Raw genomic sequence first — 24,725 nt, 5'->3', positions numbered from 1 at the left:
GCCGGGAAAAGTGCCCTGGTGGGGCCCGCGGCGCGGACCCCACCAGGGCCGGTTCACGGGCTAGTGACTGCCGTCGTCACAGAACATCGGCATGTTCGGGTTGCCCCCGGGGAAGCCGTCCGGAACCTGCTGCAGACTCCAGGGGTTGCCGCCGTTGCCGCGGATCTCGACACCGCAGGTGCCGTAGGCGGACGAGCCTTCCGCGGTGGCTGCCACCGCGCTGAACTTGACGAAGTTGCCGTTCTGGACCGGCCCGCCGGTGGGCCGTCCGGCCTGGTCGACCATCCGGCCGTCCAGGTACAGGTACAGGCTCGGCATGTAACTCTGATAGACAAGGCCCTGCTTGGGCTCGGGGTTCTCGAAGTTGGGCACCGCCTGGGTCGACTTGACCGTTCCGTCCGTGCAGAAACCCATGCTGACGTTCTGCCAGATCGGGCCCGCCATGTTGAACAGGGACCCCTGGAGGACACTGTTGCGGTCGAGGCCCGCCTTGCGGAAGAACACGCCGTAGATGTCGGCGGCGGTGTCGGCCACCTGCTGCGGCATGCTGCCCGCCTTGGCCAGGGACTGCAGCTTGGAGACCCAGCCTCCCACCTCGGATTCGGCCTTCGACTTGGAGATCAGCGGCCGGTACCCGATCGTTCCGCCGCTGACGTATTTGGTGGTGACGCACTTGCCGCTGCTGTCGATGCTCGTCGGCTTGTGCCCGACGCGGTAGGCCTGGCCCGGGGTGACGCCGGTCTCCAGGGGGTTGGGCACCGCCCGGCGGCTGCCGGGCTCGTTGGCGTCGTCCAGCTCGAACGACAGGTCCGGCATCCGGACGCCGAGCGACCCGTAGTCGTCCACCGTCGCCTTGACGAAGTCGCGGACGAACGTGGGGATCTCGGTGTCACCGGTCCGCCCCTTGGGCACCACGGTCTCGGTACCAGGAATGATCTTCCCGTCCTCGTCGGTGACCCACTCGGCGTCGACATGCGTCTTGATCTTGTAGGAGCGGTCGTCGTCGAAGGTGTGCTCATTGATCGTCGCCGGCGGATCCTTGATGGCGAAGCCCATCCAGTCGGCTATGGAAGGTTTCCGCGACGGGTCGACGCCGGCGGCGTCGACCTCGGTCTCCCACTTCCGGGCAGCGTTGTGCACCCGCTGGCCGACGCATTCCGACGGGCGTGATCCGTCGACGCAGAGCTGGAACTGCAGCAGCCCCGTGACCATGAACTCCCTGTCGTAGTCCGGGCCGCCCGTGGTGCGCGACTTGGCCCAGTCGTGGAGCGTCTGCCGGGTGCGCATCGGGGTTCTCAGCAGGTAGGGCGTATCGGTGTCCAGGTCCTGGTTGCTCCGGAAGACCGACACCGCGTCGAAGGTGTGGTGCTCGTACTTGGCGTTGACCGGGATGAACGCCAGCGCGTCGAAGGCGACCGTGGAGTCGCCGGACGACTTGTCGTCGGTGACGTTGGTCAGCAGCACCTGTGCGTTGGACCCGAGCTGGAAGTATCCGATGTCCACCCAGCCGTTGGTGGCCTTGCTCTGGTCGACGATCCGTTCGACGACACGCCCACCGCGGGTGGTGACCTCGTAGTGGGCCGACTTGGTCCGCTTGCCCAGGTAGGGCATGAACGCCCGGACCTTGTACACCTTGTCGGCCAGCTTCGGCTTCCACGTGCCCGACGTCACCAGATGGTTGTCGAAGTTGTTGGGCTCGCGGCCGTGTGAGAACCAGTAATGGCCGCCGAAGCCGCCGCCCATCTGATGGAGGTCCTCCCGGGCCTCGTAGTGCCCCTCGTCATCGGCCCTGAACGTCCACTCGAACGCGCCACCGCTGGACCACGCGCGGGCCCCGCAGCGGCTGGAGGGTACGTTGTCGGGCAGGTCGTCCACCAGTACCGTCCCGCTGGGCAGGTCGGCGGAACCACAGGGCCCCGGGCTGGGGTTGGCGTCACCCGGCTCGCCGCGGACGGTCTTGTAGGTGAGGTACTCGTTGCCGCACTGCTTCGTCCGCGGGTCGGTCGTCTGCTGCTTCGTTCCGCAGTTCTTCCAGACGGAGTCGGCCCGGTACCAGTGCGGCTTGTAGCACGCCTCGTCCTTGCACTCCGGCGGGCTCGCGGGCGAGCAGTCGTTGCTCTTGTCGCAGAACGCGCCCCGGGGCGGCATGATGGCCGTCGTCCGGTCGTTCGCCGTGGTCCACCAGGACGGCGAGTAGCCGTGGGTGTTGCCGCTGTTGCGGTTGCCGTTGTCGTCGTACGAGCGGGTGGTGTCGATGGGGTAGGCACCCCAGCCCATCACCTTCTCCTCGTACGACCAGCGCTCCGGGTGGGCGGCGTCCGCGTAGTGGTTGTTGTCCAGGAACGCGAAACGGTCCGCCGGGTACTTGGGGTTGGCGGGGTTGTTGCCCCAGCCCAGACCCCAGTGACCGGACGAGTCCGAGCCGGGCGGGTTGAAGCCGGCGTTGTAGTTCCAGACGGCGGCGAACCAGTTCTCCGGACGGGCCGGGTCGTCGTCGTTCATCCGGATGATCGTGCCGGGCTTGTGCAGCTCGTTCCACTTGTCCTGGAGGATCCGTACGGAGTACGAGATGCCCGTGGCGTAGTCCAGGGCCACCGCCCGCTGCTGGTCCGGGGGCAGCAGCTTCTCGTCCTTCTTCGGGTGGCCGGCGATCCGCATGCCGTCGGTGGCCTGGCCGATGCCGTAACCGCAGTCGGCCTTCTCCCAGTTGACCTTCCAGATGCGCTTGGGGTCGTACCCCTTGGTGCCGGCGTAGATGTTGGTGCCGTAGAAGTTGCCGATCAGCGGGTTGCCGTACTCGCCCGGCTCGGCGTGTGAGGTGGCCTGCCAGAGGTTGGACTCCTGGGCCAGGATGCCCAGCATCACCTGGGCGGGGATGCGCCCGCCGGTGTCGAGGTTGCGCGGCGGGAACATGCCCTGCGGGGACCAGGCCGGCAGCCCCGAGTTGTGCCAGTTGGCCGGCCGGTTGACGTTGCCGGACGTCAGCAGCCCCCGGATGGCCATGTCCACCGCCCACTCCACCTGGTTGGGGGTGGGCTGCAGCGCCTGGGTCCTGGGGTCGTTCCTGGGCACCGAGCAGTAGCGGTCGTCGTCCACCGTGTTGTGTGAGACGTCACCGGGCGCCGCCTTTCCTTCGGCGGCCAGGGCCTTCCGCGTCGCGGTGGCGCCGCCGACCACGTACGGCAGCACCGGGGACGGCCGCCGGCCGTCCACGGCGTGCCCGGACGCCGAGGTGTCGACGGAGAAGCCGAGCCCCTTTCCGGAGCCGACGGCCTTCGCCGTGATGTCCACCGGCTCGGGGCCGTCATTCGCCGTCCCGCTGAGCGGCGCCGCCGCCTTCTTGGCGAGGTGTCGCGGCACCGCCTGCGTGATGGCGAGCCGGCCCTGTCCGGACAGTTCGGCCTGACCGGGCACGTCCGGCAGCCGGCGCACGGACTTCGGCAGACCGCCGCCCCGGGGCCGGGAGCCGCCCGTCAGGAAGACCGTGCCGCCGGACCCCTGGGTCAGGCCGACGTCACCCAGCTTGCCGTCCGCGACGGTGCTCACCTCGCGGCCCTTCAGGTGCCGCACCAGCGCCTTGTCACTCCGGCCGTCGGCCGGTTCGAGGAAGGTCACGCCGCCCTGGTCGTCCGGGCGCAGCCGCAGGGGCGTCTGCCGGACGGTGGCCAGCAGCTCGGTCTTGCCGGACGGGGTCAGCCGGAGCAGCCGGGGCCCGGAGGCGGCGACCACGCCCTCGCCGGCCGGGACGGCCGAAGTGGCCTGCCCGTTCACCGTGTTGGTGGCGACGATCTCGCCGGTGACCGCGTCGACCGTCTGGAGCCGGGTCCGTTCGGCCGCTCCCTCGGCGGCGGCCTGGGTGATCACGGCGGTCTCGCCGCTGCCGCACCCGGGGTCGAAGTAGGCCAGACTGGCGTTGAGCGGCAGCTTGTTCACCTTGCCGCTCTCCAGGTCGACGACCGCCGTGAACGCTCCGCGGTCGAAGAGGTGCTGGCGGTTGGTGAAGCCACGCGGGGCGTAGACCACCACGGCCCGCCGGCCCGACGCGGTCACGCACGCGTTGCCGATCCACTGGTCGGTCCGCAGCCCCGGCTCCGACAGGGTGGCGGCGGTGCGCCAGGTGTAGCCGGTCCTGCCCTCGGCGACCAGCAGGTGGAGGCCGGTCGCGTCGCCGGCGGTCGTCCAGGCGCGGTCGGAGGACTTGTTCCAGTCCTTGCCCAGGGCGGCGTCCCGCTCGGCCGGGGCGACCGTCGCGGGCGAGGCCGCGGCCCGGTCGGGCTGCCGGCCGTCCCCCGCCGACTGCCCGGCCCAGGCGCCGGGGCCCTGCAGCAGCGCGGCGACGGTGGCCGTCGCGGCGGTCACCACCGTGGCGGCCCGCAGGGCCGGGGCCCGGCTGGATCTTCTGTGGCGTCTCAAGAAATCTCCCTCGTCCGGTGTCCGCGCGCCGTCGTCCGGCGCGCGCCGGCCCGTCGGGCGGCCGCCGCGGTGCGGCGGCGCTGCCCGCGGGCGCGTCAGGGGAGCCGGCTCACCCCCGTCGCGGCCGGTTTCCGGGCAGGCCGGAGGGCCGCACGCCACCCCGGTGCGGGGGAGGCGTGCGTCGGGCGAGGGGGAGGACGGCGGGGCGGACGCGACTCGACCGGGCGCGGCCGGGAATCACGTACCGAAAGGGACGGACGGCTTACGGGAATTCTCGGACGGTCACTGGGGAGCACTCCTTGCCTGTGGAGCGAGAGCGGCCTGTCGCGCAGGCCTCGGCGGCCGGCCCGCGCCAGAACTTTACGTGTCAGAAAAAGTCGCCCGCAAGCGGCTGCTTCGAGCCTCAACTCACTTGGCGGGCCGCGCATTTCGGCATATCGGACGGCAGGGCGGGTGGAACCGCCGGGGTCGACCGGAGGGAACGGGAAAAGGGGCGGCGGGGATTCCCCCCGAATTTGCTCCCTTTCGGCGCTTGACCGCTGGGGTCGATGTGACCGAGAGACGCTCTTGTGGTGGCAGGTGTCAGGCCCCTAGGGGCTGCCTCGTCACATCCCCGCCTCCGCGGTGGCGCTGTCGGCGACGAGCGGGTACCCCGCCCGGTCGTATGATCCGCGCGCCAGTGGCCTACCCCGCACCCGCACGCCGGTCCTTACCCGGCACCCCGCACCCACCCCGCCCCTCACCCCGTCCCGCGGGTGTACGGCCTCCCCGCCCCGGCGCCGCCCCGCGCCCGCCGCGAACGGGGGTTCGCCGGACGCCTGTCGGGCGTACGGCCGGCGCGTACGCCGCTCCCGGCCCGGCCGTCACCGGACGCCCGTCTGGCTCGTTGAGCGGACGGGCGGGTGCCGGTCGCCGAAGACCGCCCGCCGGCGACGGCACGGCAGGAAGGGCGGGCGATGCGCGACCCCCGCGGCAACCGCGAACCCCGCGGGGGCAGGAACGGGCACCGGGGAACCGACGGCCGGGTGAGACCCGCCCGCAGTCCGGGCCACGCCGCCCGGATCGGTGTCTGCCTGGCCTCGGCCGCCGTCCTCACGGTGGCCGGCACCGGCTGGCTCGCCGGCCACTGGATCGGTGACGGGCTCACCACCTCCCGGGCGCTCGACGCCCTGCGCGAGCACGCGCCGCGCAAGCTCGACGACTCGGTCAACGTCCTGTTGATCGGCCTGGACAGCCGCAAGGACATGAACGGCCGCGACCTGCCCCGGCGGTTCGTCCAGGACGAACTGCACGCCGGCTCCAGCGCCATCGGCGGCTACAACACCAACACCCTGATCCTCGTGCACATCCCGGCCGACGGCGGCCGGGTCACGGCGTTCTCCATCCCCCGCGACGACTACGTCACGGTGGCCGGCGGACGCGGCGAGCACAAGATCAAGGAGGCGTACGGCATCGCCAAGGCCGAGGCCGAGGACCGGCTGGCCGCCGAGGGCGTCCAGGGTGCCGAACTGGAGCACCGCAGCCGCGAGGCGGGCCGGGAGACCACCCTGGCGACGGTCCAGGAGTTCCTCGAGGTCCCCATCGACCACTTCGCCGAGGTCAACCTGCTCGGCTTCTACGACATCGCCAAGGTTCTCCAGCCGATCCCGGTGTGCCTGCGCAACGCCGTCCACGACCGCTACTCCGGCGCGGACTTCCCGGCGGGCCGCCAGGAGCTCGACGCCCGTCGGTCCCTCGCCTTCGTCCGGCAGCGGCACGGCCTGGTCAACGGCGACCTGGACCGCACCCACCGGCAACAGGCGTTCCTCTCCTCCGTGATGCACAAGCTCACCTCCCAGGGCGCCTGGGGTGACCTGGACAAGCTCGAAGGGCTGCTCGACGTCGTCAAGAAGGACGTGGTCCTGGACGACCAGTGGGACCTGCTCGACTTCGCCCGGCAGGTCCCCAACCTCACCGGCGGCAACGCCGAGTTCCACACCCTGCCCATCGCCGGGTTCGCCAACCGCAAGGGGGAGGCCGTCAACCTGGTCGACCTCCAGCGGGTCCGGGGCATCGTCCGCGCCATGACCGACCACCGGCGGCCCCCCGAACCCGACCCCTCCACGGCCCCCACCCCCACCCTCCCGGCCGACGCGTCCGCCACGACCGTCGAAGTGCGCAACGCCTCCGGGGCGCCGGGCGCAGCGGCGGCCGAGTCCCGGGCCCTGGCCGCCCTCGGCTACACCCCGGGGCGGATCGCCAACGCCCCCGCCGCCACCGCCACGACCGTCACCCACGGCCCCGGCGCGGACGCCGCCGCCCGCCACATCGCGGCCCGCCTCGGCGCCGACCCCGTCCCGGACCCGTCCCTCCCCGCCCGGCACGTCGTCGTCACCCTCGGCTCCGCCCCGCGCACCCCACGCCCGCTGGGCGACACCTCCGCCCGGCCGGTCCTCCCGGGCGCGGACGGCCGGATGCCCGACGATGCCTTCCACGGCCGGCCGGTGAGGATGGGCGGCGTCACCTGCGTCGACTGAGGCCGGTGCACTGACGGACCGCCGAAACGGCGGACCGCTGAAACGGCGGACTGGTGAAACGGTGGAACGCGACGACCGCGGGGCCCGCCCTCGCGGGCCCCGCGGTCGTCGTCGGAAGGATGTCGCCGGCCGGCTCCTAGCGGTGCCGCGGCGGCATGTGCATCATGCAGTCGCGCACCATGTCCAGGTGCTTGGCGACGACGGGCCGCGCCTTCTTCGCCGCGTCCCGGAGCGTCGCGTCCTTGCCGTGCGCCGCCTCGGCCTCCAGCAGGTCCAGGGTCTGGACGTGCGCCGTGTCCTGGGCCCGCAGCCAGAGGTTGTCGTAGCCGCGGGTCCGCGCCTTCTTCCGGATCTCCTTCAGCTCCTGCTCCTGCTTCGGGGTGACCGAGCGGGGCAGGGCGACCTTCAGCTTGCGGCTGAGCTCCTTGACTCCCTCGTCCATCAGCGTGTGGTCGCGGACCAGCACCTTCCCGGTCTCCCGTACACACACCGACACGGCGTTCTTCTGGGCGTCGCCGCCCGCGGCGATCTCGGCCAGGTTGCCCTGGTGCACCGCGCCGAGGAAGGCGTCGTCGAGGGCGTCCGTGGCGAGGGCCGAACCGGCCGGCCCCACGGAGAGGGTGAGGACCGCCAGCGCCGTCATGGCCCGGTGTCGCATACGCATCGTTCGCTGCTCCGTTCGTCGTCGGCCCGCGGCACGCCGCGTGCGCGGGCCCGTCCGGCCGAGGGCCGCCCGTCGCGGCCCCTCACGGAGCTGAACAATGCACCCGGCACCCGGCCGCCGCCCCGCCGGACGCCGTCCGTCCCGCCATTTGGCGGCGTTCTTTTCGGGCGATCGGGGGTACGGGGGCCGGTCGTCCGGCCGGGGCACGGGAGCGGTTCAGCCGAAGAGGCCCGTCGCGAGACCGGTCAACGTGCCGACGAGACCGCCGGTCAGATCGGCGAGGGCGCCGGGCAGCCGGGTGACGAGGGACAGCGGGCCGCCGCCTTCGGTCTGGTCGGCGGCCCGCGGGGCGAGTTCGTCCCGCGCCCGCTGGGCGTCCGCCACGATCCGGGCGACGGCGGCCCGGTCCGGAGCCGCTGCCGCGGCCTGCTCCCGCAGTCCCGTACGGGCCGATACCAGTACGTCGAGCCGCTCCTTCACCGCGCCGCAGGCCCGGCGCCGCTCGGCCGACGGGTTCCGCACCGCGCCGCACGCGGCGGCGGCCTCGGCGGCACGCTGCCCGATGGCGTCCTGGTCCAGCACCCGCAGGGCATCGGCCGCGACGCTCCGCGCCGCCTCCGCGGTGGCGGCCGCCCCGGCCTCGGCGACGGGCAGGGGAGCCGTGGACAGCGTGAGGACGGCGGGCGCCGGACCGCCGGACGGCGCGGGCGCGCCGGCGGGCACGGGCCCCGGCGCGGGCACGGCGGGCGGGGCGTCGGCGAGGGCCGGAGCGACGGCGACCGCGACGCACAGGGCCGTCGCCGTCAGAAGACCGGTTCTGTGGAGGGCGTCCATCGGGGCTCCTTCGGAGAGGCGATCCTGACGCCACCCTGCGACCGGTTCCGGAGGGCCGCAAACGGAGGGACGCGTCCGACGGAGTGTCAGGTGACGTAGCGTCGGGTGCGTGGCCGACGAGACGTCAGGTGCCGGGCCGTCAGGTGACGCGCCGTGATGCCGGCGCGGGCGTCTGAGCCGAACGGGTCACCGGCTGCCGCCCGATGCCGGTGCGGATCGCGGCGCGGCCGACGCCGCCCGGGCCCCGGCGCGTCCCCGGGAGAACACCGGGCGGTAGGCCGACGGCACGTCGGCGCCGGTTCGCGGCGCGGTCCTTCGCCGTCACGCGCCGCCCGAGGGCTCCGGCGCCGGGCGGCGCAGTGCGAAGGCGCGGGCCGGGTTGTGCTCGAACACCCGGGTGGTGAAGTCCTCTCCGAACTCCCGGGCGAGTCGCGGCCGGAGCACGCGCAGCAGGTACGGCATGCCCGGGCCCCCGTCGACCGACCGGGCGCCGGCCGTCGTGGTGTCGCCGCCGAGCAGCAGTCGGTCCGCGTGCCCGGCGTCGGCCAGTGCGGCCAGTTGGTCGAACAGCCGCCAGTCCGTGGCGTGGTGCGCGCGCGAGGGGCCGTCGAACGCCAGGAACGCCCCCGCGCGGGCGGCCTCCCGCTGCACGCGGGTGTCGGGGCAGCGGCCCAGGTGGCCGAGGACGACGGCGCCGGGCGGCATCCCGAGCGTGCCGCAGAGCAGGTCCAGTACCTCCAGCGGCGCCGTGCCCAGTTCCAGGTGGACGGCCACCGGAGCCCCCGTCGCGTGATGTGCCCCGGCGGCGGCGGTCATGGTGCGCCGGGCGTGCTCGTCGAGGCCGTGGAACCCACCGGCGACCTTGACGAGACCGGCCCGGACCGGAGCCGTCGTCAGGTCTGCGATGAACTGGCGTGCTAGCGACTCCGGTTCGACGGGGAGGCGCGACGGAGCGTAGTGCGCCGCCTGGTGCATTCCGGTCGCCAGGACGACGTGGACGCCCGCGGCGCGGGACGCCGCCACGGCGTCGGCCGCCCGCCGTCCCATGCCGCGTGGCGTCCACTGCACCACCGTGCCGCCGCCCGCCGCGGCGAAGGCACGCAGTTCCGCCTCCGCCGCCCGGGGGTCGTCGAGCTCCCGGCCGGGCAGCAGGGGGCTGCGCAGGAAAAGGTGGTCGTGGGCGTCGACCGTGCCCAGCGTGTCCGCCGGGACGTCGCCGAGCACCGTGCGGACGACGGTGTTCACGCGGCACCTCCCGTCGCGGGCCGGACGTCGGAAGCGCGCTCGGCCGCCAGGGCCGGCGCGGCGACCCGCAGCGCGGCCACCGCCTTCGGCACGCCGATGTAGGGGGCCAGGTGCACGAAGACCTCGACGACCTCCTCCGCCGTCAGCCCCACCCGCAGGCTCGTGGTGACGTGCCCCGCCAGTTGCGGCTCCACGCCGCCCAGCGCGGCGAGCGCGGCCAGGTTGGCGATCTGCCGGTCACGCAGGGCCAGTCCGGCACGCTGGTACGTGCCCCCGAAGAGGGCGGTGACGATCCAGTCGGCGAAGCCGGGCGCCATCCGCTCCAGGCCCGGGAGCGTCGACTCCCTCGTCCGCTCGTCCTGGAGCACTCCCAACAGCCGGTACCCGGCCGCCCGGTCGAGCGTCGCCGTCCGCGGCTCCGTACGGACGTCCGTGCCGCCGATGTCCTCGGTCATTCCGGTTCCTCCCACCCCTGATGATGTAACGGCTTACCCGTTACATCGATGACGGCGATCAATGTAACGCATCAGCCGTTACCATCGTGGACATGTCCGCAGCAGAACACCCGCCCTTCCGGTTCGACCTCGGCGCGACCTGGCTCGACTTCCTCGCGACGCAGGGCCGGACGTTCGGCGCGCGCCCGGTCGAACGCGTCGCCGCGCCCGAGCGGCTGGCGGAGTGGTTCGAACGGGTCGGACTCGCTCCCGTCCGGCCCCCGGACGAGGCCGATACGGCCCGGGCCCGGACCGTGCGCGAGACCCTGCGCCGCCTCGCCCTGCCCGTCGTCGAAGGCGGCACCCCACCCGCCGACGCGGTCGCCGAGGCGGCCCGCTTCCTCGCGGAACAGCCCGACCCGGTACGCCTCACCGTCACCGACCGGCTGCTCCGCCAGCCCCCGGCCGACACCGGTGCCGCTCTCGCCCGGATCGTCCGTCAGGCGGTCGACCACCTCACCGGCCATGAACGCGCGACGCTCGCCGTCTGCCCGGAAGACGACTGCCGCGGTCTGTTCGCCAACCCCACCGGCCGCCGCCGCTGGTGCCCCTCGGCGGCGTGCGCCAGCCGGGGCCGGGTCCGCGCCCACCGCGAACGCCGCCGCGCGGAGGCGTAGGCGCGTGACGTGCGTCGCGGCGACCGCGCTCGCGGCCCCTTAGGGTCCGCCCATGGACAGACATCTGACATTCGACCGCCTGCACAACTTCCGTGACCTGGGCGGTTATCCGACCCGCGACGGAGCCGCGGTGCGCTGGGGACGGCTGTACCGCGCCGACTCGCTGGGCAAGCTCGCCGGAGCGGACCTGGACCGCTTCCTGAAGCTGGGCGTCGGCACCGTCGTCGACCTGCGCTACCCCTGGGAGATCGAAGCCGCCGGCCGGGCGCCCGAGCACCCGTCCTACGCCTGGCACAACCTCAGCGTCGAACACCGGCCGTACGACCAGGCCGCCCTCGGGCCCGAGGTCGCCACGGGCCCCTACCTCGCCGAGCGGTATCTGGAGGTCGCCCACGACGGCGCCGTCGAACTGCGCCGCGCACTCGACGTGATCGCCGGGGCCGGGGACGGCGCGGTGGTCTTCCACTGCGCCTCCGGCAAGGACCGCACCGGGCTGCTCGCCGCCCTCGTCCTGACCCTGCTGGGCGTCGAAGAGGACGTCGTCGTCGAGGACTTCACGCTCACCGGCCGCGCGACCGCGCGACTCGTCGCCGACTGGCGGGCGGGTCACCCGGGGCGGGAGCTCACCTGGCCCGGCTACGGCACGGCGCCCGCCGAGGTGATGCGCCTCTTCCTCGACGGCCTGGCCCGCCGGCACGGGTCCGTGCGCGGGTACGCCGCCGGGGTGCTGGGCGTGGACGACGCCCTGGTCGGTGCCCTGCGGCGGCGCCTGCTCGAACCGGTGCCGGTGGCGTAGGCGAGGTCCCGCGACCGCGGCCCGGCCGGCCCGGACGCGGGTCCCCGCCCGCCCGTCACGGCCGCTTGTGCCCCCGCGCCCACCGCATCCCCCACCCGTACAGCCGGTCCAGGTCCGACTGGAACCCGTACACGTACGTCGCCTCCCGGCGCACCGTGAGATGCCCCTGCCGGTTCTCGATCAGCGCCACCGCGCAGGAACGGGCCTGCGGTACCCGCTCCCTCAGCTCCACGGCGAACTGGTGCCCGTCCGGCAGGTAGAACGTGAGCACGCTGTCCACCCGTCCGAAGACGGGCGTGCAGTCGTAGTTGTAGACGAAGACGAGCATCCGCCGGAACTCGTCCCGCTTGTCCAGGTTGATGTACAGCGTCTCGCCCATCGGGCCGCCGAACCGGCTGTCCGCGCTGAGCGAGATGTACGGCGGCCGGTAGAGGTCGCCGTGGAAGCCGCCCAGCGGCTGCACCACCCCCTTGGTGCCGTCGGTGAGTTCGTACAGGCAGGCCAGGTCCAGGTCGGCGGAGACCACGGCCGGCCCGTGCACCTGCACCGAGGCGCCCATCGGGGAGAAGAGGCTGCGCAGCAGCCCGGTGGGCCCGTCCCCGCCCGGGCCGGTGTGCATGCTCCACGTGAGGTTGACGCGGAGCGTGCCCCCGGTCGTCCCGTGGTGGGTGAGCCAGTCGGTGGGATGGGCCTTCGACAGGCGCTTGTGGTGCGGCGCGGCCCACTCGAAGCCGTGCCGCGCCTCCTCCCGGCGGAGCGCGCCGCCGCGCAGGTAGGCCCATAGGCTGCCGTCCTCCTCCGCGGGCGGCGCGTTCCTCCGGGCGGACGGGTCCTTGCCGTCCGGGGCGGGGCGGCGGAACCGGTGCGGACGTGCACGCATGGCTGACGTACTCCCTCTCGGCCTCTCGGCGTCGCTCAATGCGCGCCCGGTCACGGGCGCGCACCCTGAGCAACGCGGGAGGGGCGCCGGGGGACATGGGCGGCCCGCGACGGACCGGAGCGTGCGCCGCCGGGCGGGGTGCCGGCGAGAGCACCGGCCGAGGCGCGGCCTCGAACGTCAGCCCGATCGCCGCAGCGCCGCCGCGGCCTTGGACCAGTTCCCGCGCAGGTTCGCGAGGTACGAACCGGCTTGCGGCCCGGGCTTCACCCCGCGGGCGAACGCCGCCATGTTGCCCGCGCCCGCGTTGTACCCGAGGGCCAGCAGCTCCTCCTTGGTGTACGACCCCGGCCAGGATCCCGGGAGTTGGGCGGCCAGGTCGCGCAGGTGCCAGGACTCCGCCCGGATTGCCAGCGCGGGATCGTCGGGCAGATCGAACCAACTGCGGCCGGCGAACGGGCGTCCGCGCCTGGTCTCCTCGTAGGCGGCCCGGTGCATGTTGGCGACCCCGAACGCGGAGTCCGGCTTCATCTTCTGCCAGGACTTCTCGAACTCCGGGTCGTGCGGCTTGTACGCCTCGTTGTAGAGGATCGCCATCACCAACTGCGCGCTGACGCCCGCCTCCTTGGCGTACCGCTTCACCTCGGGGGCGAAGCGGGCGGGGTCCTGGTCCCCGGACTTCTCCGGGGACTTCCGGTCGGCACCGGCCGCCGGTGACGACGGGCGGCCCGACGCCGCCGTACGGTCCCGGGGCCCGTCGTCGTCCCCGCCGCCGCACGCGGTGGCCCCACCGGCGACGGCCGCCAGCACGACCAGCGCGGCCAACGGCGACCGGAGCCTGCGGTGCTTCCTCACGTTCTTCCTCCTGACGCGTCGCTGCGGGGCCCTCCGCACGACCGTACACAGCCCGCGGGGGGCGGGGGAGCGTGCGCCGGGGCCCGGAGCCGGGACACCCGGAAAGGGCACGGAGCCGCCATGGCATGCTGAAGCCGTGAACCGACCCGAGATCACCGTGACCTTCGCCCCCGAACTGCGGCTCTTCGTCCCCGCCGAACGCCGGGCCGAGCGGATGACCGTCGTCACCGACGGATCGTCGTCGCTCGGGCATGTGATCGAGTCGCTGGGCATGCCCCTCACCGAGGCCGGCCGGCTGCTCGTCGACGGCCGTGAGGTGTCCGTGTCCCATGTGCCGGGAGCGGGCGAGACGGTGGAGGTCCGGGCGGTCGAACGCCCGCAGCGGGTCCCCGGGGCGCCCCTGCGCTTCCTGCTGGACGTCCACCTCGGGACGCTGGCCCGGCGGCTGCGCCTGCTCGGCGTCGACGCCGCCTACGAGAGCGAGGACATCGGCGACCCGGCGCTCGCCGCCCGCTCCGCCGCGGAACGCCGGGTGATGCTCTCCCGCGACCGCGGCCTGCTGCGCCGCCGCGAGCTCTGGGCCGGCGCCTACGTCTACAGCGACCGGCCCGACGACCAGGTGCGCGACGTCCTCGGCCGGTTCGCCCCGGCCCTCACGCCGTGGACGCGCTGCACCGCCTGCAACGGCGAGCTCCGGGACGCCGACAAGGACTCCGTCGGGGAACTCCTGGAGCACGGCACGCGCCGCAGTTACGACGTCTTCGCGCAGTGCGCGGCCTGCGAGCGCGTGTACTGGCGCGGCGCGCACCACGCCCGGCTGGAGGCGATCGTGCGGGAGGCGCTGCGCGAGTTCGGCGGGCCGGACGCGGCCGGCGGGGCGGACGAGTCCGCCGGGGCCGCGCTCAGGGCAGGGTGAGGATCCGCGGTCCGTCGTCCGTGATGGCCACGGTGTGCTCGATGTGGGCCGCACGGCTGCCGTCGGTGGTGAGCAGCGTCCACCCGTCGTCGGCGGTGCGGTAGGTGTCGCGGCCTCCGGCCATCAGCATCGGCTCGATCGCGAGCACCAGCCCGTGCCGCAGCGGGAATCCCCGGCCCGGCCGGCCGCGGTTGGGCAGGTGCGGGTCCTCGTGCATCTCCCGGCCGATGCCGTGCCCGCCGAAGTCGGCCGGCATGCCGCAGCGTGCCCTGGCCGCGACGGTGCCGATGGCGTGCGAGATGTCGCCCATGCGGCCGCCCACGAGCGCGGCGGCGATGCCGGCGTCCAGCGCCTCCTGGGTGCGCGCGATGAGCTCGGTGTCGGCCGGGCGGGCCGTCCCGACGGTGAAGCTGATCGCCGAGTCGCCCGTCCACCCGTCCAGCCTGGCACCGCAGTCGACGCTGAGCAGGTCACCGTCGCGCAACCGGTAGCCGGAGGGGACTCCGTGCACCACCGCGTCGTTGACGGACGTGCAGATCACCCCCGGGAACGGCACGGGGGCGAAGGACGGCCGGTAGCCGAGGAACGGCGACTCCGCGCCCGCCTTCGCCAGCACCTCCCGGGCCACCTCGTCCAGCTCCCGGAGCCGTATCCCGACCACCGCCGCCTCCCGCACGGCGGCCAGCGCGTGGGCCACCACCCGGCCCGCCTCGCGCATCGCCTCCAGCTCGCCGTCGCTCTTGATCTCCACCATGTCCGACGCTCCCCTCGCCCCGTTCCCTTTCGCGCGCTCACTCGCCGCCGCGATTCTTATACCGGTATTGGTATCACGGTATTAGTATCACGGTCATGGTGAGAACTCCTCTGACCCCCTGGGAACGCCGACGCGGCGAGATCTTCGGCGCACTGGTCCGGCAGGCGCGGGGCGAACGCAGCATGGTGGAGGTCGCCGCGGCGGCCGGCGTCTCCGCGGAGACCCTCCGCAAGATCGAGACAGGGCGGGCGCCGACCCCCGCCTTCTTCACGGTGGCGGCCCTGGCGTCGGCGCTCGGCCTCTCTCTGGACGCGCTGGCCGCCGCGTCCGCGCCGGAGGACGACGCCGGGGACGGCGGGGCCGCCCTGTCGGCCTAGGGAACGGGGACGCCCCGGCGCGCCCGGGAAACCGGGCGCGCCGGGGCGTCGCGAAGGCCGGGGCGAGCGCTCCCGGCGCGCGAGGACCGCTTCAGGACTCCTCGGCCGGAGCGGCGGCCTCCGCGGGCGCCGCCTCGGCGGGGGCGCCCTCCGCCTCCTCCTCTTCCTCCTCCTCCGGCGCCGCCTCGGTCTGCGCGGCGACGACCTGGAGCACGGCGGTGCTCTCGTCCACGGCCAGCGTCGTGCCCCGCGGCAGCGGCACGTCCCCCGCCCGGACGGTGTGCCCGGCCTCCAGGCCCTCGATCGACACCGTGAGGCCCTCCGGGATGTGGGTGGCCTCCGCCTCGACGGGCAGCGCGTTGAGCATGTGCTCCAGCAGGTTGCCGCCGGGGGCCAGTTCGCCCTCCGTGTGCACCGGCACCTCGACGGTGACCTTCTCACCCTTCTTGACGGCCAGGAAGTCGGCGTGGACGAGGAAGCCCTTCAGCGGGTCGCGCTGCACCTCCTTCGGGATCACCAACTCGCCGCCCTTGCTCCCGAGATCGAGACGGAGCAGCACGTTCGGCGTCTTCAGCGCCATCATCAGGGCGTGTCCGTCGAGCGTGACGTGCTTCGGGTCGGCGCCGTGGCCGTAGATGACTCCCGGTACCTTGTCGTCCCGGCGGATGCGACGGGCGGCGCCCTTGCCGAAATCGGTGCGCGTTTCGGCGGCCAGCTTGACCTCGGCCATGACTGCTCTCCTCGTGTGTCGTCGTCTCCGGACCGTCCGGTGCGCGTCACCCGGACCCCGGCGGACCTGTACGAAGAGAGCGCGACGGGACGGATCGCCGCACCCCATGAGTACGGCCTCCCTCGCCGAGCAACGCGCGGCGAGTGTACCCAGCGGCGGAGGCGGATCATCCGCTTTGTGCGCCGGATGGCGCATGGCGGGGCGTGGCCGTCGCGCGGGTGGAGCAGGGCCCGGGGGCGTCACCGGCCGGACCGGTTCGGGGCGCCGCCCGCGTCTTCCGTCAGCCGCCCGCGCCCCGCCGCACCGCGACGGACATCCGGCGGACCGCCTCCGTGAGCACGCCGGGCGAGGCGGCCAGGTTCAGCCGGGCGTGTCCGGCACCTCCCGGGCCGAAAGGCGGTCCGGAGGTGAGGGCGACGCGCCCGTGCTCCAGGAAGGCGGCCGCCGGGTCGTCGCCGAGACCGGTCCGACGGCAGTCCAGCCACGCCAGGTAACCGCCCTCCGGCGGCCGGTACCCCACCTCGGGCAGGTGCCGGGCGAGCAGGTCGCCGAGCAGCCGGCGGTTCGCGTCCAGCCCGTCGAGGAGGGCGTCGAGCCAGCCGCCCGCGTGCCGCAGGGCGGCGGTGTGGGCCAGTACCCCGAGGTGGGACGGGCCGTGGCTCACCTCGGACGGCATCCGGTCCAGGTCGGCGGCGGCTTCCGGACCAGCGACGACCAGCGCGGCCTTGAGACCGGCCAGGTTCCAGGCCTTGGACGCGGACAGCACCGAGAACGCGTCCTCCGCCCCCGGCACCGACAGGTACGGCACGAACTCCGCCCCGGGGAGCACCAGCGGGGCGTGGACCTCGTCGGCGACGACCCGTACCCCGTACCGCCGCGCCGCCTGCGCGACGGCGGTGAGTTCCGGCCGCGTGGGGACGGTCCCGGTCGGGTTGTGCGGACCGCACAGCAGCAGGGCGGCACGCCGCCCGCCGGCCACGGCCTCCCGGAAGACGGCCTCCAGCCCGCCGGGGTCCAGCCGCCCCGCGCCGTCCAGCGGCGCCGCCACGATCCGGCGTCCCTCGTGCGCGACGAAGGCGTGGAACGGCGGGTAGACGGGCGGGGTGACCACCACCGCGTCACCCGGCCCGGTCACCAGCCGCAACACCTCCACCACGCCGCGCATCACGTCCGCCACCACCGCCGTGCGCTCCGGCACCACCCCGTCCCAGCCCCAGCGTTCCCGGGCGAACGCGGCCAGGGCCTCGGCGTAGCCCGTGCCCGTGGCGTACCCGGTGTCCCCGAGGGCGACGGCCTCGTGCAGCGTCCGGACCACGGGCTCCGGCAGCGGAACGTCCATCTCCGCGACCCACAACGGCAACACGTCCGGCGGGTACGTCCGCCACTTCGCGCTCGTCCGGCGGCGCAGGTCGTCGGGGGAGAGCCGGCACAGGGGGTCGGTCCGCTCGTACGGCATGCCGCCATTGTGCGCGCCGGCGGCCCGTGTGGCCCCTGTGGGATGACGCCACCTCGGCGGATCAGCCGCCGAGACCGTAGAAGTGGATGGGCGAGTTCGGCGCGAACCCGATGCGCGGGTACACGGGGGCTCCGGCCGCGGTGGCGTGCAGGGTGGCACGGGTCAGCCCGGTGGCCCGGCCGCCTTCGTACAGCGCCTTGCGCGTGACCGCTTCGCCGTACCCCCTGCGCTGCCACCGCGGGTCCGTGGCGACGAACGCGGTGAACAGGCGGCCCTCCGCCGCCAGCGTGGCGGCGCACGCCACCGGTTCGTCGCCGCGCAGGGCCAGGTAGGCGTACACCCCGTTCTTCCAGAGCGCGGACCCGGCCAGGCCGGCGCGGCCCTCCTCCAACGGGAACCCGTACGCGCGCGACTGGAGATCGGCGTAGGCCCGCAGTTGCCCGTCGGTGCGTACGCGGGCGAACACCAGGTCGGGGTGGGCCGGTTCGGGGACGGGGAGCAGGTCGCCGGCCATGCCCGTGCCGGGGAAGGCGTAGTGGAGGCCGGCCCGCTCCGCCGTCGCCTTCAGCACGGACCGTGCCTCGTCTTCGAGGAGGTCCTCGAAGAGCCACAGGAAGCCCGGGTGCCTCTTCGCCCGCATGAGGTCCGCGGCCTGGCGCAGGCGGTGTCCGAGGAGCTCCGCCCCTGTTTCCGGCTCGGTCAGGGTGACGCAGTTCCAGAACGCGAACCGGCTGTCGGCCCAGCGGACGGCCATACCCGGAAGATCGCGGACGTCCGCGTCCGCGTCGCGGTCGAGCACCAAGGTCCGCCAGACCGTGGTGAGTTGCCGAACCGATTCGAGGGACTCGGGGGAAACGGTCATGGTGCCTCCCTGCGGCGACGGTACGGCAGCAGACTTCTGCTTCCGCCACGGATCGCCGCTGTCGTCATACCGGTGTCAGATGATGTTCTCGGCCTCTTCGATCTGGTCGTGGGCGCTCGCCGGGCCGGACCGGGGCACGCCGTAGGAGCGGCGCCCGAAGCGCCACCACAGGGCGGCCATCACGAGGGCCACCAGCAGCGCGACGGGCGTGTAGTTGAAGGTCGTGGTGGTCACCGGGCTGGACTGCGGCAGCAGGAACAGCACGGTCACCCCGGCCGCCCAGACCACCGCAACCCAGCCGATCGGCCGGCTCCAGCGGCCCAGATGCCAGGGCCCGGGGGTGAACCGTTCCCGGTGGCGCAGCCGCAGGAACACCGGAATGGCGTAGGCCGGGGTGAACCCCACGACGGAGATCGCGGTCACCGCGGCGAACGCCGTGGCGGAATACAGCGACGGCAGGGCCAGCACGAACGCGACGACGACCGCGAGCCAGACGGCGTCGGCCGGAACGGCCGTCCGGCGGCTGACCCGCTGCCAGCGCGCCGAGCCGGGCAGGGCGCCGTCCCGGGCGAAGGCGTAGATCATGCGGCTGGCGGCCGCGGTCACGGTGTAGCCGCACAGGAACTGCGCAGCGATGATCACCAGCAGCAGCGCCTTCGCCGTCCCCACGCCCAGGGCGTCCAGCAGGATCTGCGCCACCGGCACCCCGGTCGCGCTGCCCAGCGTCCCGGCATAGTCCTGGACGGCGAACAGCAAGGCGCCCAGCAGGACGCCGCCCGCGACCCAGGACACCGCCACCGAGCGGACGATCCCGCGCGCCGCGGCCACGGACGCGCCACTGGTCTCCTCGCTCAGATGGGCCGAGGTGTCGTAGCCGGCCAGGGCGAAGCACGGCAGCAGCATGCCCAGCAGGACCACGTACGCGGCGCTCGGCCAACCGGTGTTGTTGGTGAACTCGGAGAACACGAAGCCGGCCGGCTGGTGATGGGAGGGCACGAGCGCCAGGGCGCCGACGATGACGACGGCCCCGGCCAGATGCCACCACGCGCTCAGGGAGGTCAGGACGTTCATCAGCCGGGTGCCGAACAGGTTGAGGACCGCGTGCAGCACGAGGATGACCGCGTACACGACCAACAGGGACTCCGGCGTCGGCTCGTAGCCGAACTGCAGGTTCGCCCAGGCGGCGCCGAAGGTCGCGATGCCGTAGTCCTGGGCGGCGATCCCGCCGAGCAGCCCCAGCAGATTGAGCCAGCCGGTGTACCAGCTCCACCGCTCACCGCCGAGCTGGCGAGCCATGTAGTACAGGCCGCCACTGGTGGGGTAGCGGGAGGTGATCTCGGCCAGCGCCGCGGCCAGGCACAGCACCAGCGGGCCCACCACGAGCCACCCCCACACCACCACCGCGGGGCCGCCGCTGTTCAGACCGTAACCGAAGAGCAACAGCGTCCCGGACATGATGGAGATGACCGACAGGGAAGCGGAGAAGTTACCGAAGGCGCCCATGCGCCGGTGCAGTTGCTGCGTATAGCCGAGTTCCTTGAGTATGCGCTCGTCGTTCGCCGGCGGCTCGGACCGCTGCCGTCGTGCGCGTGCTGAGGTACGCATCGTGAATCCCCGCGGAGAGAAGAGCGGAAAAGGACAAGGGGGCGGAACGGCCGATCGGCCGTCGGCGTCGTCCGGTGGTGAACGCCCGCGCGGCCGACGGGCGTTCACGACGGTCTGCCCATGCCGGGCGGCGGCGGCCGGAGCCGCCGCAGGCAGGCACCGCGGGTCGCCTCGAATTCCTCCTGCCACCGGTCCGGATGGTGGGTGACGTACTGCCACGGGGCCGGGGTGGCGTAGTCGCCGATGGCCTGGAACACGGCGGCGGCCTCCGGCAGGAAACCGCCCGCCGCCAGGGCGTGGGCCAGGTGGTTCAGATCGGTCGGGGAACAGGCCGCGGGGTCACAGCGGCGGAACCAGTCCTCGAAGGCCTTGGCGATGGCCGGAGTGATCGACTCGCTGACCCACCACAGGCTCAGCATGGCGTCGCCGCCGCTTCGCCGGGCCCGGTACTCGTCCACGTGGGCGTAGAGGGGCAGCAGGAGCAGCGGCGAACCGGGCGGCGCCTTCGAGACCGACCACCGGGCGAAATCCATCGCGACCGCCTGCCGGCTGAGGTACGCCGACCCCGGGCCGGCCTGGAGCACCCGGAGCATGCGGTGCCACGCCTCACGGTTGAACGCGTCCCGCCGGTGCGCCGCTTCCAGCAGCCCCCACGGCCCGTGGGGGAGCAGGACGTCCGGCGGCGGAGGGGGTACCCGGTGCTCCGGAAAACGTCCGGCCGTGTCCGTCTCCGCCAGGGCCAGCAAGCAGATCAGGGCCACCGGATCCCGCGGGTGCAGCTCGTCCGCCTCGTGGCATGCCTGCCGCGCCCGGTCCGTCAACTCGTCCAGATGCCGAACACGCCGCGGGTCGTCCTCCCGCTGGCTGCCGCGATGGGCCTCCAGCGCCCGCTCGGTGGCCACCCTCGCGTACATCACCCGGGCCGCGACGCTCCGCGGCTCCTCCCGCAACCACAACTCGACCACATTGCACCGGGCGGCCGCCACGCCCAGCACCTGAGTACGCGCGGTCCACTCCCGCCACGTCCCCGTCCGGGCCAGCACCTGCCGCATCCGCATCCAGTGGCCCGCCTTCACATCCTGCACCGCCGCGTGGAGGGCGGCGTCACGCCCGGCCGGGTGGTAGCCCACCATCAGCCGCCACCCCGCGTCGGCCGGGACAGGCTCGCGACGGCTGGGAGGACCGGGATGACCGGGATGGGCTGGACGGCCGGGACAGGCTGGACGGCCGGGACGGCCGGGACGGGCTGGACAAGTGGCACGGGCGGGCACGACGCTACGGCGCTCCGAGGCTGGGACACACCACCTGATACAGGCATCAATGCTCCAATGCGAGGCAAGGGCAGAGCATGCGAGGGGAGAGCGGAGGCGCGGATGCCGTGACACGGCTGCCGTCTGACAGTCGCTGACGACGTGGGGCACCGTAGCAGTGTGGGACGCGTGAGATGTAGGCAACCACCGCTTCAACAAACGGGGTTGGGCACTCCCGCCGTCGGCCGCGAAGGACCAAAAGGCGGAATCCGATGCGAAACCCGACCGCTCGCCGGGCTGACAGGCGCCGAACGCCCGAACCGACCAGCCGGCCGCCCGGGGCGCCACGGTCAGCCGCCCGGGCCGGTCCGAGGCGTTCCGTTCGGGCTGCCGGTACGGCGGTGTGCCGAGACGGCAAGGGAACAGGACTCCGGGCGGCGAGGCGCGGTTGACGAGCGGGCGCGTCGCCTTCGGTGCGGGTGCGCCATAGCCGGTGTGTTGAGCCGTTTCCCCAGCAGTTGGCGGTAACGCGCCTCCGCCCGAAGCGCAGCGCGCGGATGCGCGCCGCCGGAGCCGACCGTCAGGCCGAACGTCTCCTCCGCGCCGCTCCTGAGAACCGGTCGACCCCGACGAGACGGCCGGTCTGTTCGATCAAGAGGCACCGAGCCCGGATGGTGTGGATGTGCTGAGGTCGCGCCCGGAGGCCTCAGGCTTCGGCGGTCGGCTGGATGCCGTACGGATTGTCGATGATGTATCGATAGCGGCCGTCAGGCCCGCGTCGAACGATATCGGTCGCAGTGCCCTCGATATGCACGTCGCTGCCGTCGGCCGCCGTGCCGTCGATAAGCCAATCGTAGATGAGCAACGCGGTGTCGCCCGCGGTGTGGATGTGACGTGGTTTCCGACTCGTGATGGGTACCCCGATGCTGAGGAACTCCGTCATCGCCTGCCTGATGCCCTCGCCTCTCACAGGTGCCCCTGGAGCGGGCATGAATACCGCGTCGGCCTCGTACAGCTCCATGCACGCTTCGATGTCGCCGCTGTTGTAGCGGTCGCGGAACACTGCCGGGAACTCCTCGGCCCGCTCGGGAAGCGGCTCGACCATCGGAGATCTCCTCTCCGTCAGGGTGCGTCGATCGGGCTGATCGCAGCGCGGAGCAGACGCGAGGCAATCTACGCCGCGCAGTGCTTTACCGTCCGGCTGCAACACACCTTGCCTGCGTGACTGGCGGGGGTGGGCGCCGGAGGGCGAACCCTCCGACGACGCAGGGCCTGCGCGCGGCGATGCGTCTGCCGCCGCCGGGCTGGGGAGCGCACGAATCGTACGGGCATCGTCATGCCGCGGAGCCGAGCGCCGGACGGCCGGACGGTGTGGGCCGACGGGCCCCTAGGTCACGCGGTGTCACACAGGTGAGGGGGCCGGCCGCGAAAGCAGCCGGCCCCCTGCCGCGTTCCGGGACGAGGGACGTCGTCTCACCGCCGCCGGCCGTCGGGCCCCGAGCGGCAGTGCGCGCCCCGTCGGCGGCGTCACCGGGCCCGGGTCACCTGCCCGACCGAGTGGGTCGCCTGCTTCGCCGCCGTTCCGAGCGTCTTGCCCGCCGAGGGAACCGCCTTCTTCACCGCACGGCTTCCGGCGTCGCCGGCGAGGACCGACACGTTCTGGGCCGCACCGTCCACGGTCTCACCGAGGCTGGACGGGTCGACTGCCGTGAGCCCGCCCAGCTTGGACGCGTCGGGCAGTTCGGCCGCCTGGGCGGCGGCGGACGTCACCGCCATGGCAGCCACCGTCAGCGCCGTGGCCGTAAGGATGGATCGCACGGGAACTCCCTAGGGATCGAGAGGACTGTGTGAGGAGAACGACGACCACGCCCGCGGGACACGGCACCAGGCCGGGCCGGCAGCAGGCGTACGCGTCCGCCGGGCAGCCTCCTCGGCCCTGTCCGGCTACGGGCGACGGTCGCGTCCGCAGCCGTCCGCCGGATGCCGGCGCCGTGGACGGGCTTCACCCGTAGAGGGCAACGGGGGGAGTGTCGTCGTCACCGTGCGTATTCGCGGATGCGATAGCGCAGCCCGGACGTGGAGGACCGCCAGCCCGTGTCCGCGGTGACGTTCCACGCGGCGTCCGGGGTCGGGGCGTAGGTGTCGCCGGTCACCGTCGAGTCGACCTCGGTCACGGAGAGTCTCGTGGCGTACTCCAGGGACGCCCGGTAGATCTCTCCGCCGCCGATCACCCACACCGCGGCAGGGGCTGCGGTGGGGGCGGAAGGCCCCGACGGGCCGGCCGCGAGGTCCAACGCCTCGGGGACGGACCCGGCACGTTCCGCACCCTCCGCCGCCCATCGGGGGTCACGGGTCACCACGATGTTGCGCCTGCCGGACAGCGGGCGGAACCGAGGGGGCAGCGAATCCCAGGTCTTGCGCCCCATCACGACCGGGTGGCCGAGGGTGGTGGCCTTGAAGTGCGCCATGTCCTCCGGCAGCCGCCACGGAATGGCGTTCCCCGCGCCGATCACCCCGTCGAGGGTCTGCGCCCAAATCAGGCCGACGTTCATACCGCGACCGGGGCCTTGATGGCCGGGTGGTGCCGGTAGTCGAGCACCTCGACGTCCGAGTAGGCGTAGCTGAAGAGGGAGTCGGCCTGGCGCAGACGCAGCCGGGGGAACTCGAACGGCGTCCGCGAAAGCTGCTCGCTCACCTGCTCGACGTGGTTGTCGTAGATGTGGCAGTCCCCGCCGGTCCAGATGAAGTCGCCCGGCTCGAGACCGACCTGCTGCGCCACCATGTGCGTGAGCAGGGCGTAGCTGGCGATGTTGAACGGGACGCCGAGGAACAGGTCCGCGCTGCGCTGGTACAACTGGCAGGAGAGCCTGCCGTCGGCGACGTGGAACTGGAAGAAGGCGTGGCACGGCGCCAGAGCCATCTTGTCCAGCTCGGAGACGTTCCAGGCGGAGACGATCATCCGGCGGGAGTCCGGATCCCGGCGCAGCGTGTCGAGCACCTCGCTGATCTGGTCGATGTGCGTGCCGTCCGGCGCGGGCCAGGAACGCCACTGGGCACCGTAGACCGGACCGAGATCACCGTTCGCGTCGGCCCACTCGTCCCAGATCGTGACGCCGTGCTCCCGCAGCCAGCCGACGTTCGAGTCGCCCCGCAGGAACCACAGCAGCTCGTACACGATGGACTTCAGGTGCACCTTTTTGGTGGTGACCAGGGGGAACCCCTGCGAGAGGTCATACCGGAGTTGGTGCCCAAAAATGCTTCGGGTGCCGGTGCCCGTCCGGTCGGCCTTGGCCGTCCCGGAGGTGAGCACCAGCCGCAACAGGTCTTCGTACTGGGTGTCCGCCACGTCTGCCGAGTCTACTGGCCAGGTGAGGGGCTTACGGACGGGCGTGTGCCGGCCGGTACGCCCGGGGCGCCGGACCTCGCCGATCATGGCGATGGGGGGCTGGGCCCCGGCCGCTCCA

At 73.2% G+C, this 24,725-nt stretch carries 22 protein-coding genes; 5 read left to right on the top strand and 17 right to left on the bottom strand.

The window, feature by feature from the left end:
- Positions 1-60: 60 nt before the first annotated feature.
- Entirely contained in the window at positions 61-4,413 is a 4,353-nt protein-coding gene (locus ACZ6X9_RS22880; RefSeq protein ID WP_469779843.1) for a golvesin C-terminal-like domain-containing protein, read from the bottom strand.
- Between the two features lie 956 nt (positions 4,414-5,369).
- On the opposite strand from ACZ6X9_RS22880, the gene ACZ6X9_RS22875 reads away from it, so the two are divergent.
- Positions 5,370-6,929: an LCP family protein gene (locus tag ACZ6X9_RS22875; protein ID WP_469779842.1), complete on the top strand. Its 1,560-nt coding sequence runs from the start codon at positions 5,370-5,372 to the stop codon at positions 6,927-6,929.
- Between the two features lie 136 nt (positions 6,930-7,065).
- On the opposite strand, the gene ACZ6X9_RS22870 is transcribed toward ACZ6X9_RS22875, so the two are convergent.
- From ACZ6X9_RS22870 to ACZ6X9_RS22855, 4 genes are all read right to left on the bottom strand, one after another.
- Positions 7,066-7,593, bottom strand: coding sequence for a DUF4142 domain-containing protein (locus tag ACZ6X9_RS22870; RefSeq protein WP_469779841.1), 528 nt, complete (start codon positions 7,591-7,593; stop codon positions 7,066-7,068).
- A 216-nt stretch (positions 7,594-7,809) separates the two neighbouring features.
- Positions 7,810-8,427, bottom strand: a complete 618-nt coding sequence (locus ACZ6X9_RS22865) for a hypothetical protein (protein WP_469779840.1) — start codon at positions 8,425-8,427, stop codon at positions 7,810-7,812.
- Positions 8,428-8,748: 321 nt separating this feature from the next.
- Positions 8,749-9,672, bottom strand: coding sequence for a phosphotriesterase family protein (locus ACZ6X9_RS22860; protein WP_469779839.1), 924 nt, complete (start codon positions 9,670-9,672; stop codon positions 8,749-8,751).
- Positions 9,669-10,127, bottom strand: a complete 459-nt coding sequence (locus ACZ6X9_RS22855; RefSeq protein WP_469779838.1) for a carboxymuconolactone decarboxylase family protein — start codon at positions 10,125-10,127, stop codon at positions 9,669-9,671. Before ACZ6X9_RS22855 ends, ACZ6X9_RS22860 begins: the two co-directional genes overlap by 4 nt.
- Before the next feature lie 92 nt (positions 10,128-10,219).
- Here ACZ6X9_RS22855 and ACZ6X9_RS22850 point away from each other — a divergent pair, with 92 nt between their 5' ends.
- Positions 10,220-10,783, top strand: a complete 564-nt coding sequence (locus ACZ6X9_RS22850) for a CGNR zinc finger domain-containing protein (protein ID WP_469779837.1) — start codon at positions 10,220-10,222, stop codon at positions 10,781-10,783.
- A gap of 52 nt (positions 10,784-10,835) precedes the next feature.
- The gene (locus ACZ6X9_RS22845; RefSeq protein WP_469779836.1) at positions 10,836-11,579 is read left to right on the top strand and encodes a tyrosine-protein phosphatase; all 744 of its coding nucleotides are present in this window, start codon (positions 10,836-10,838) and stop codon (positions 11,577-11,579) included.
- Positions 11,580-11,634: 55 nt separating this feature from the next.
- On the opposite strand, the gene ACZ6X9_RS22840 is transcribed toward ACZ6X9_RS22845, so the two are convergent.
- On the bottom strand, positions 11,635-12,459 hold the full coding sequence (locus tag ACZ6X9_RS22840) for a Tellurium resistance (RefSeq protein ID WP_469779835.1): 825 nt from the start codon (positions 12,457-12,459) through the stop codon (positions 11,635-11,637).
- A gap of 177 nt (positions 12,460-12,636) precedes the next feature.
- Positions 12,637-13,311, bottom strand: a complete 675-nt coding sequence (locus ACZ6X9_RS22835; protein ID WP_469779834.1) for a lytic transglycosylase domain-containing protein — start codon at positions 13,309-13,311, stop codon at positions 12,637-12,639.
- Between the two features lie 136 nt (positions 13,312-13,447).
- On the opposite strand from ACZ6X9_RS22835, the gene ACZ6X9_RS22830 reads away from it, so the two are divergent.
- Entirely contained in the window at positions 13,448-14,227 is a 780-nt protein-coding gene (locus ACZ6X9_RS22830) for a Mut7-C RNAse domain-containing protein (protein WP_469779833.1), read from the top strand.
- Here ACZ6X9_RS22830 and map read toward each other — a convergent pair.
- The gene (map, locus tag ACZ6X9_RS22825; protein WP_469779832.1) at positions 14,214-14,981 is read right to left on the bottom strand and encodes a type I methionyl aminopeptidase; all 768 of its coding nucleotides are present in this window, start codon (positions 14,979-14,981) and stop codon (positions 14,214-14,216) included. The genes ACZ6X9_RS22830 and map overlap by 14 nt on opposite strands.
- Positions 14,982-15,076: 95 nt before the next feature.
- Between map and ACZ6X9_RS22820 the strand changes: the two genes are divergently transcribed.
- Positions 15,077-15,358, top strand: coding sequence for a helix-turn-helix domain-containing protein (locus ACZ6X9_RS22820; protein WP_469779831.1), 282 nt, complete (start codon positions 15,077-15,079; stop codon positions 15,356-15,358).
- A gap of 91 nt (positions 15,359-15,449) precedes the next feature.
- Here ACZ6X9_RS22820 and ACZ6X9_RS22815 read toward each other — a convergent pair whose 3' ends face one another.
- The 9 genes from ACZ6X9_RS22815 to ACZ6X9_RS22775 all read right to left on the bottom strand — a co-directional run bounded on the left by ACZ6X9_RS22815 (position 15,450) and on the right by ACZ6X9_RS22775 (position 24,607).
- Positions 15,450-16,088, bottom strand: a complete 639-nt coding sequence (locus ACZ6X9_RS22815; protein WP_469779830.1) for a 50S ribosomal protein L25/general stress protein Ctc — start codon at positions 16,086-16,088, stop codon at positions 15,450-15,452.
- A 280-nt stretch (positions 16,089-16,368) separates the two neighbouring features.
- Complete coding sequence (locus ACZ6X9_RS22810) at positions 16,369-17,544, bottom strand: MalY/PatB family protein (RefSeq protein WP_469779829.1); 1,176 nt, start codon at positions 17,542-17,544, stop codon at positions 16,369-16,371.
- 61 nt (positions 17,545-17,605) lie between these two features.
- Complete coding sequence (locus ACZ6X9_RS22805; RefSeq protein WP_469779828.1) at positions 17,606-18,406, bottom strand: GNAT family N-acetyltransferase; 801 nt, start codon at positions 18,404-18,406, stop codon at positions 17,606-17,608.
- A gap of 75 nt (positions 18,407-18,481) precedes the next feature.
- A complete protein-coding gene (locus ACZ6X9_RS22800; RefSeq protein WP_469779827.1) occupies positions 18,482-20,011 on the bottom strand; it encodes an amino acid permease in 1,530 nt (509 codons plus the stop codon).
- Positions 20,012-20,115: 104 nt separating this feature from the next.
- The gene (locus ACZ6X9_RS22795) at positions 20,116-21,144 is read right to left on the bottom strand and encodes a hypothetical protein (RefSeq protein ID WP_469779826.1); all 1,029 of its coding nucleotides are present in this window, start codon (positions 21,142-21,144) and stop codon (positions 20,116-20,118) included.
- A gap of 823 nt (positions 21,145-21,967) precedes the next feature.
- Entirely contained in the window at positions 21,968-22,366 is a 399-nt protein-coding gene (locus ACZ6X9_RS22790) for a YybH family protein (RefSeq protein ID WP_469779825.1), read from the bottom strand.
- A 422-nt stretch (positions 22,367-22,788) separates the two neighbouring features.
- On the bottom strand, positions 22,789-23,079 hold the full coding sequence (locus tag ACZ6X9_RS22785) for a hypothetical protein (protein ID WP_469779824.1): 291 nt from the start codon (positions 23,077-23,079) through the stop codon (positions 22,789-22,791).
- Positions 23,080-23,297: 218 nt separating this feature from the next.
- A complete protein-coding gene (locus ACZ6X9_RS22780; protein WP_469779823.1) occupies positions 23,298-23,813 on the bottom strand; it encodes a dihydrofolate reductase in 516 nt (171 codons plus the stop codon).
- Complete coding sequence (locus tag ACZ6X9_RS22775) at positions 23,810-24,607, bottom strand: thymidylate synthase (protein WP_469779822.1); 798 nt, start codon at positions 24,605-24,607, stop codon at positions 23,810-23,812. Before ACZ6X9_RS22775 ends, ACZ6X9_RS22780 begins: the two co-directional genes overlap by 4 nt.
- Between the last annotated feature and the right edge of the window lie 118 nt (positions 24,608-24,725).

It is taken from the genome of Streptomyces sp. NPDC052910 (assembly GCF_055585605.1).
The sequence above is the reverse complement of the archived record's forward strand: the minus strand, read 5'-3'. Positions and strand labels throughout refer to the sequence as shown.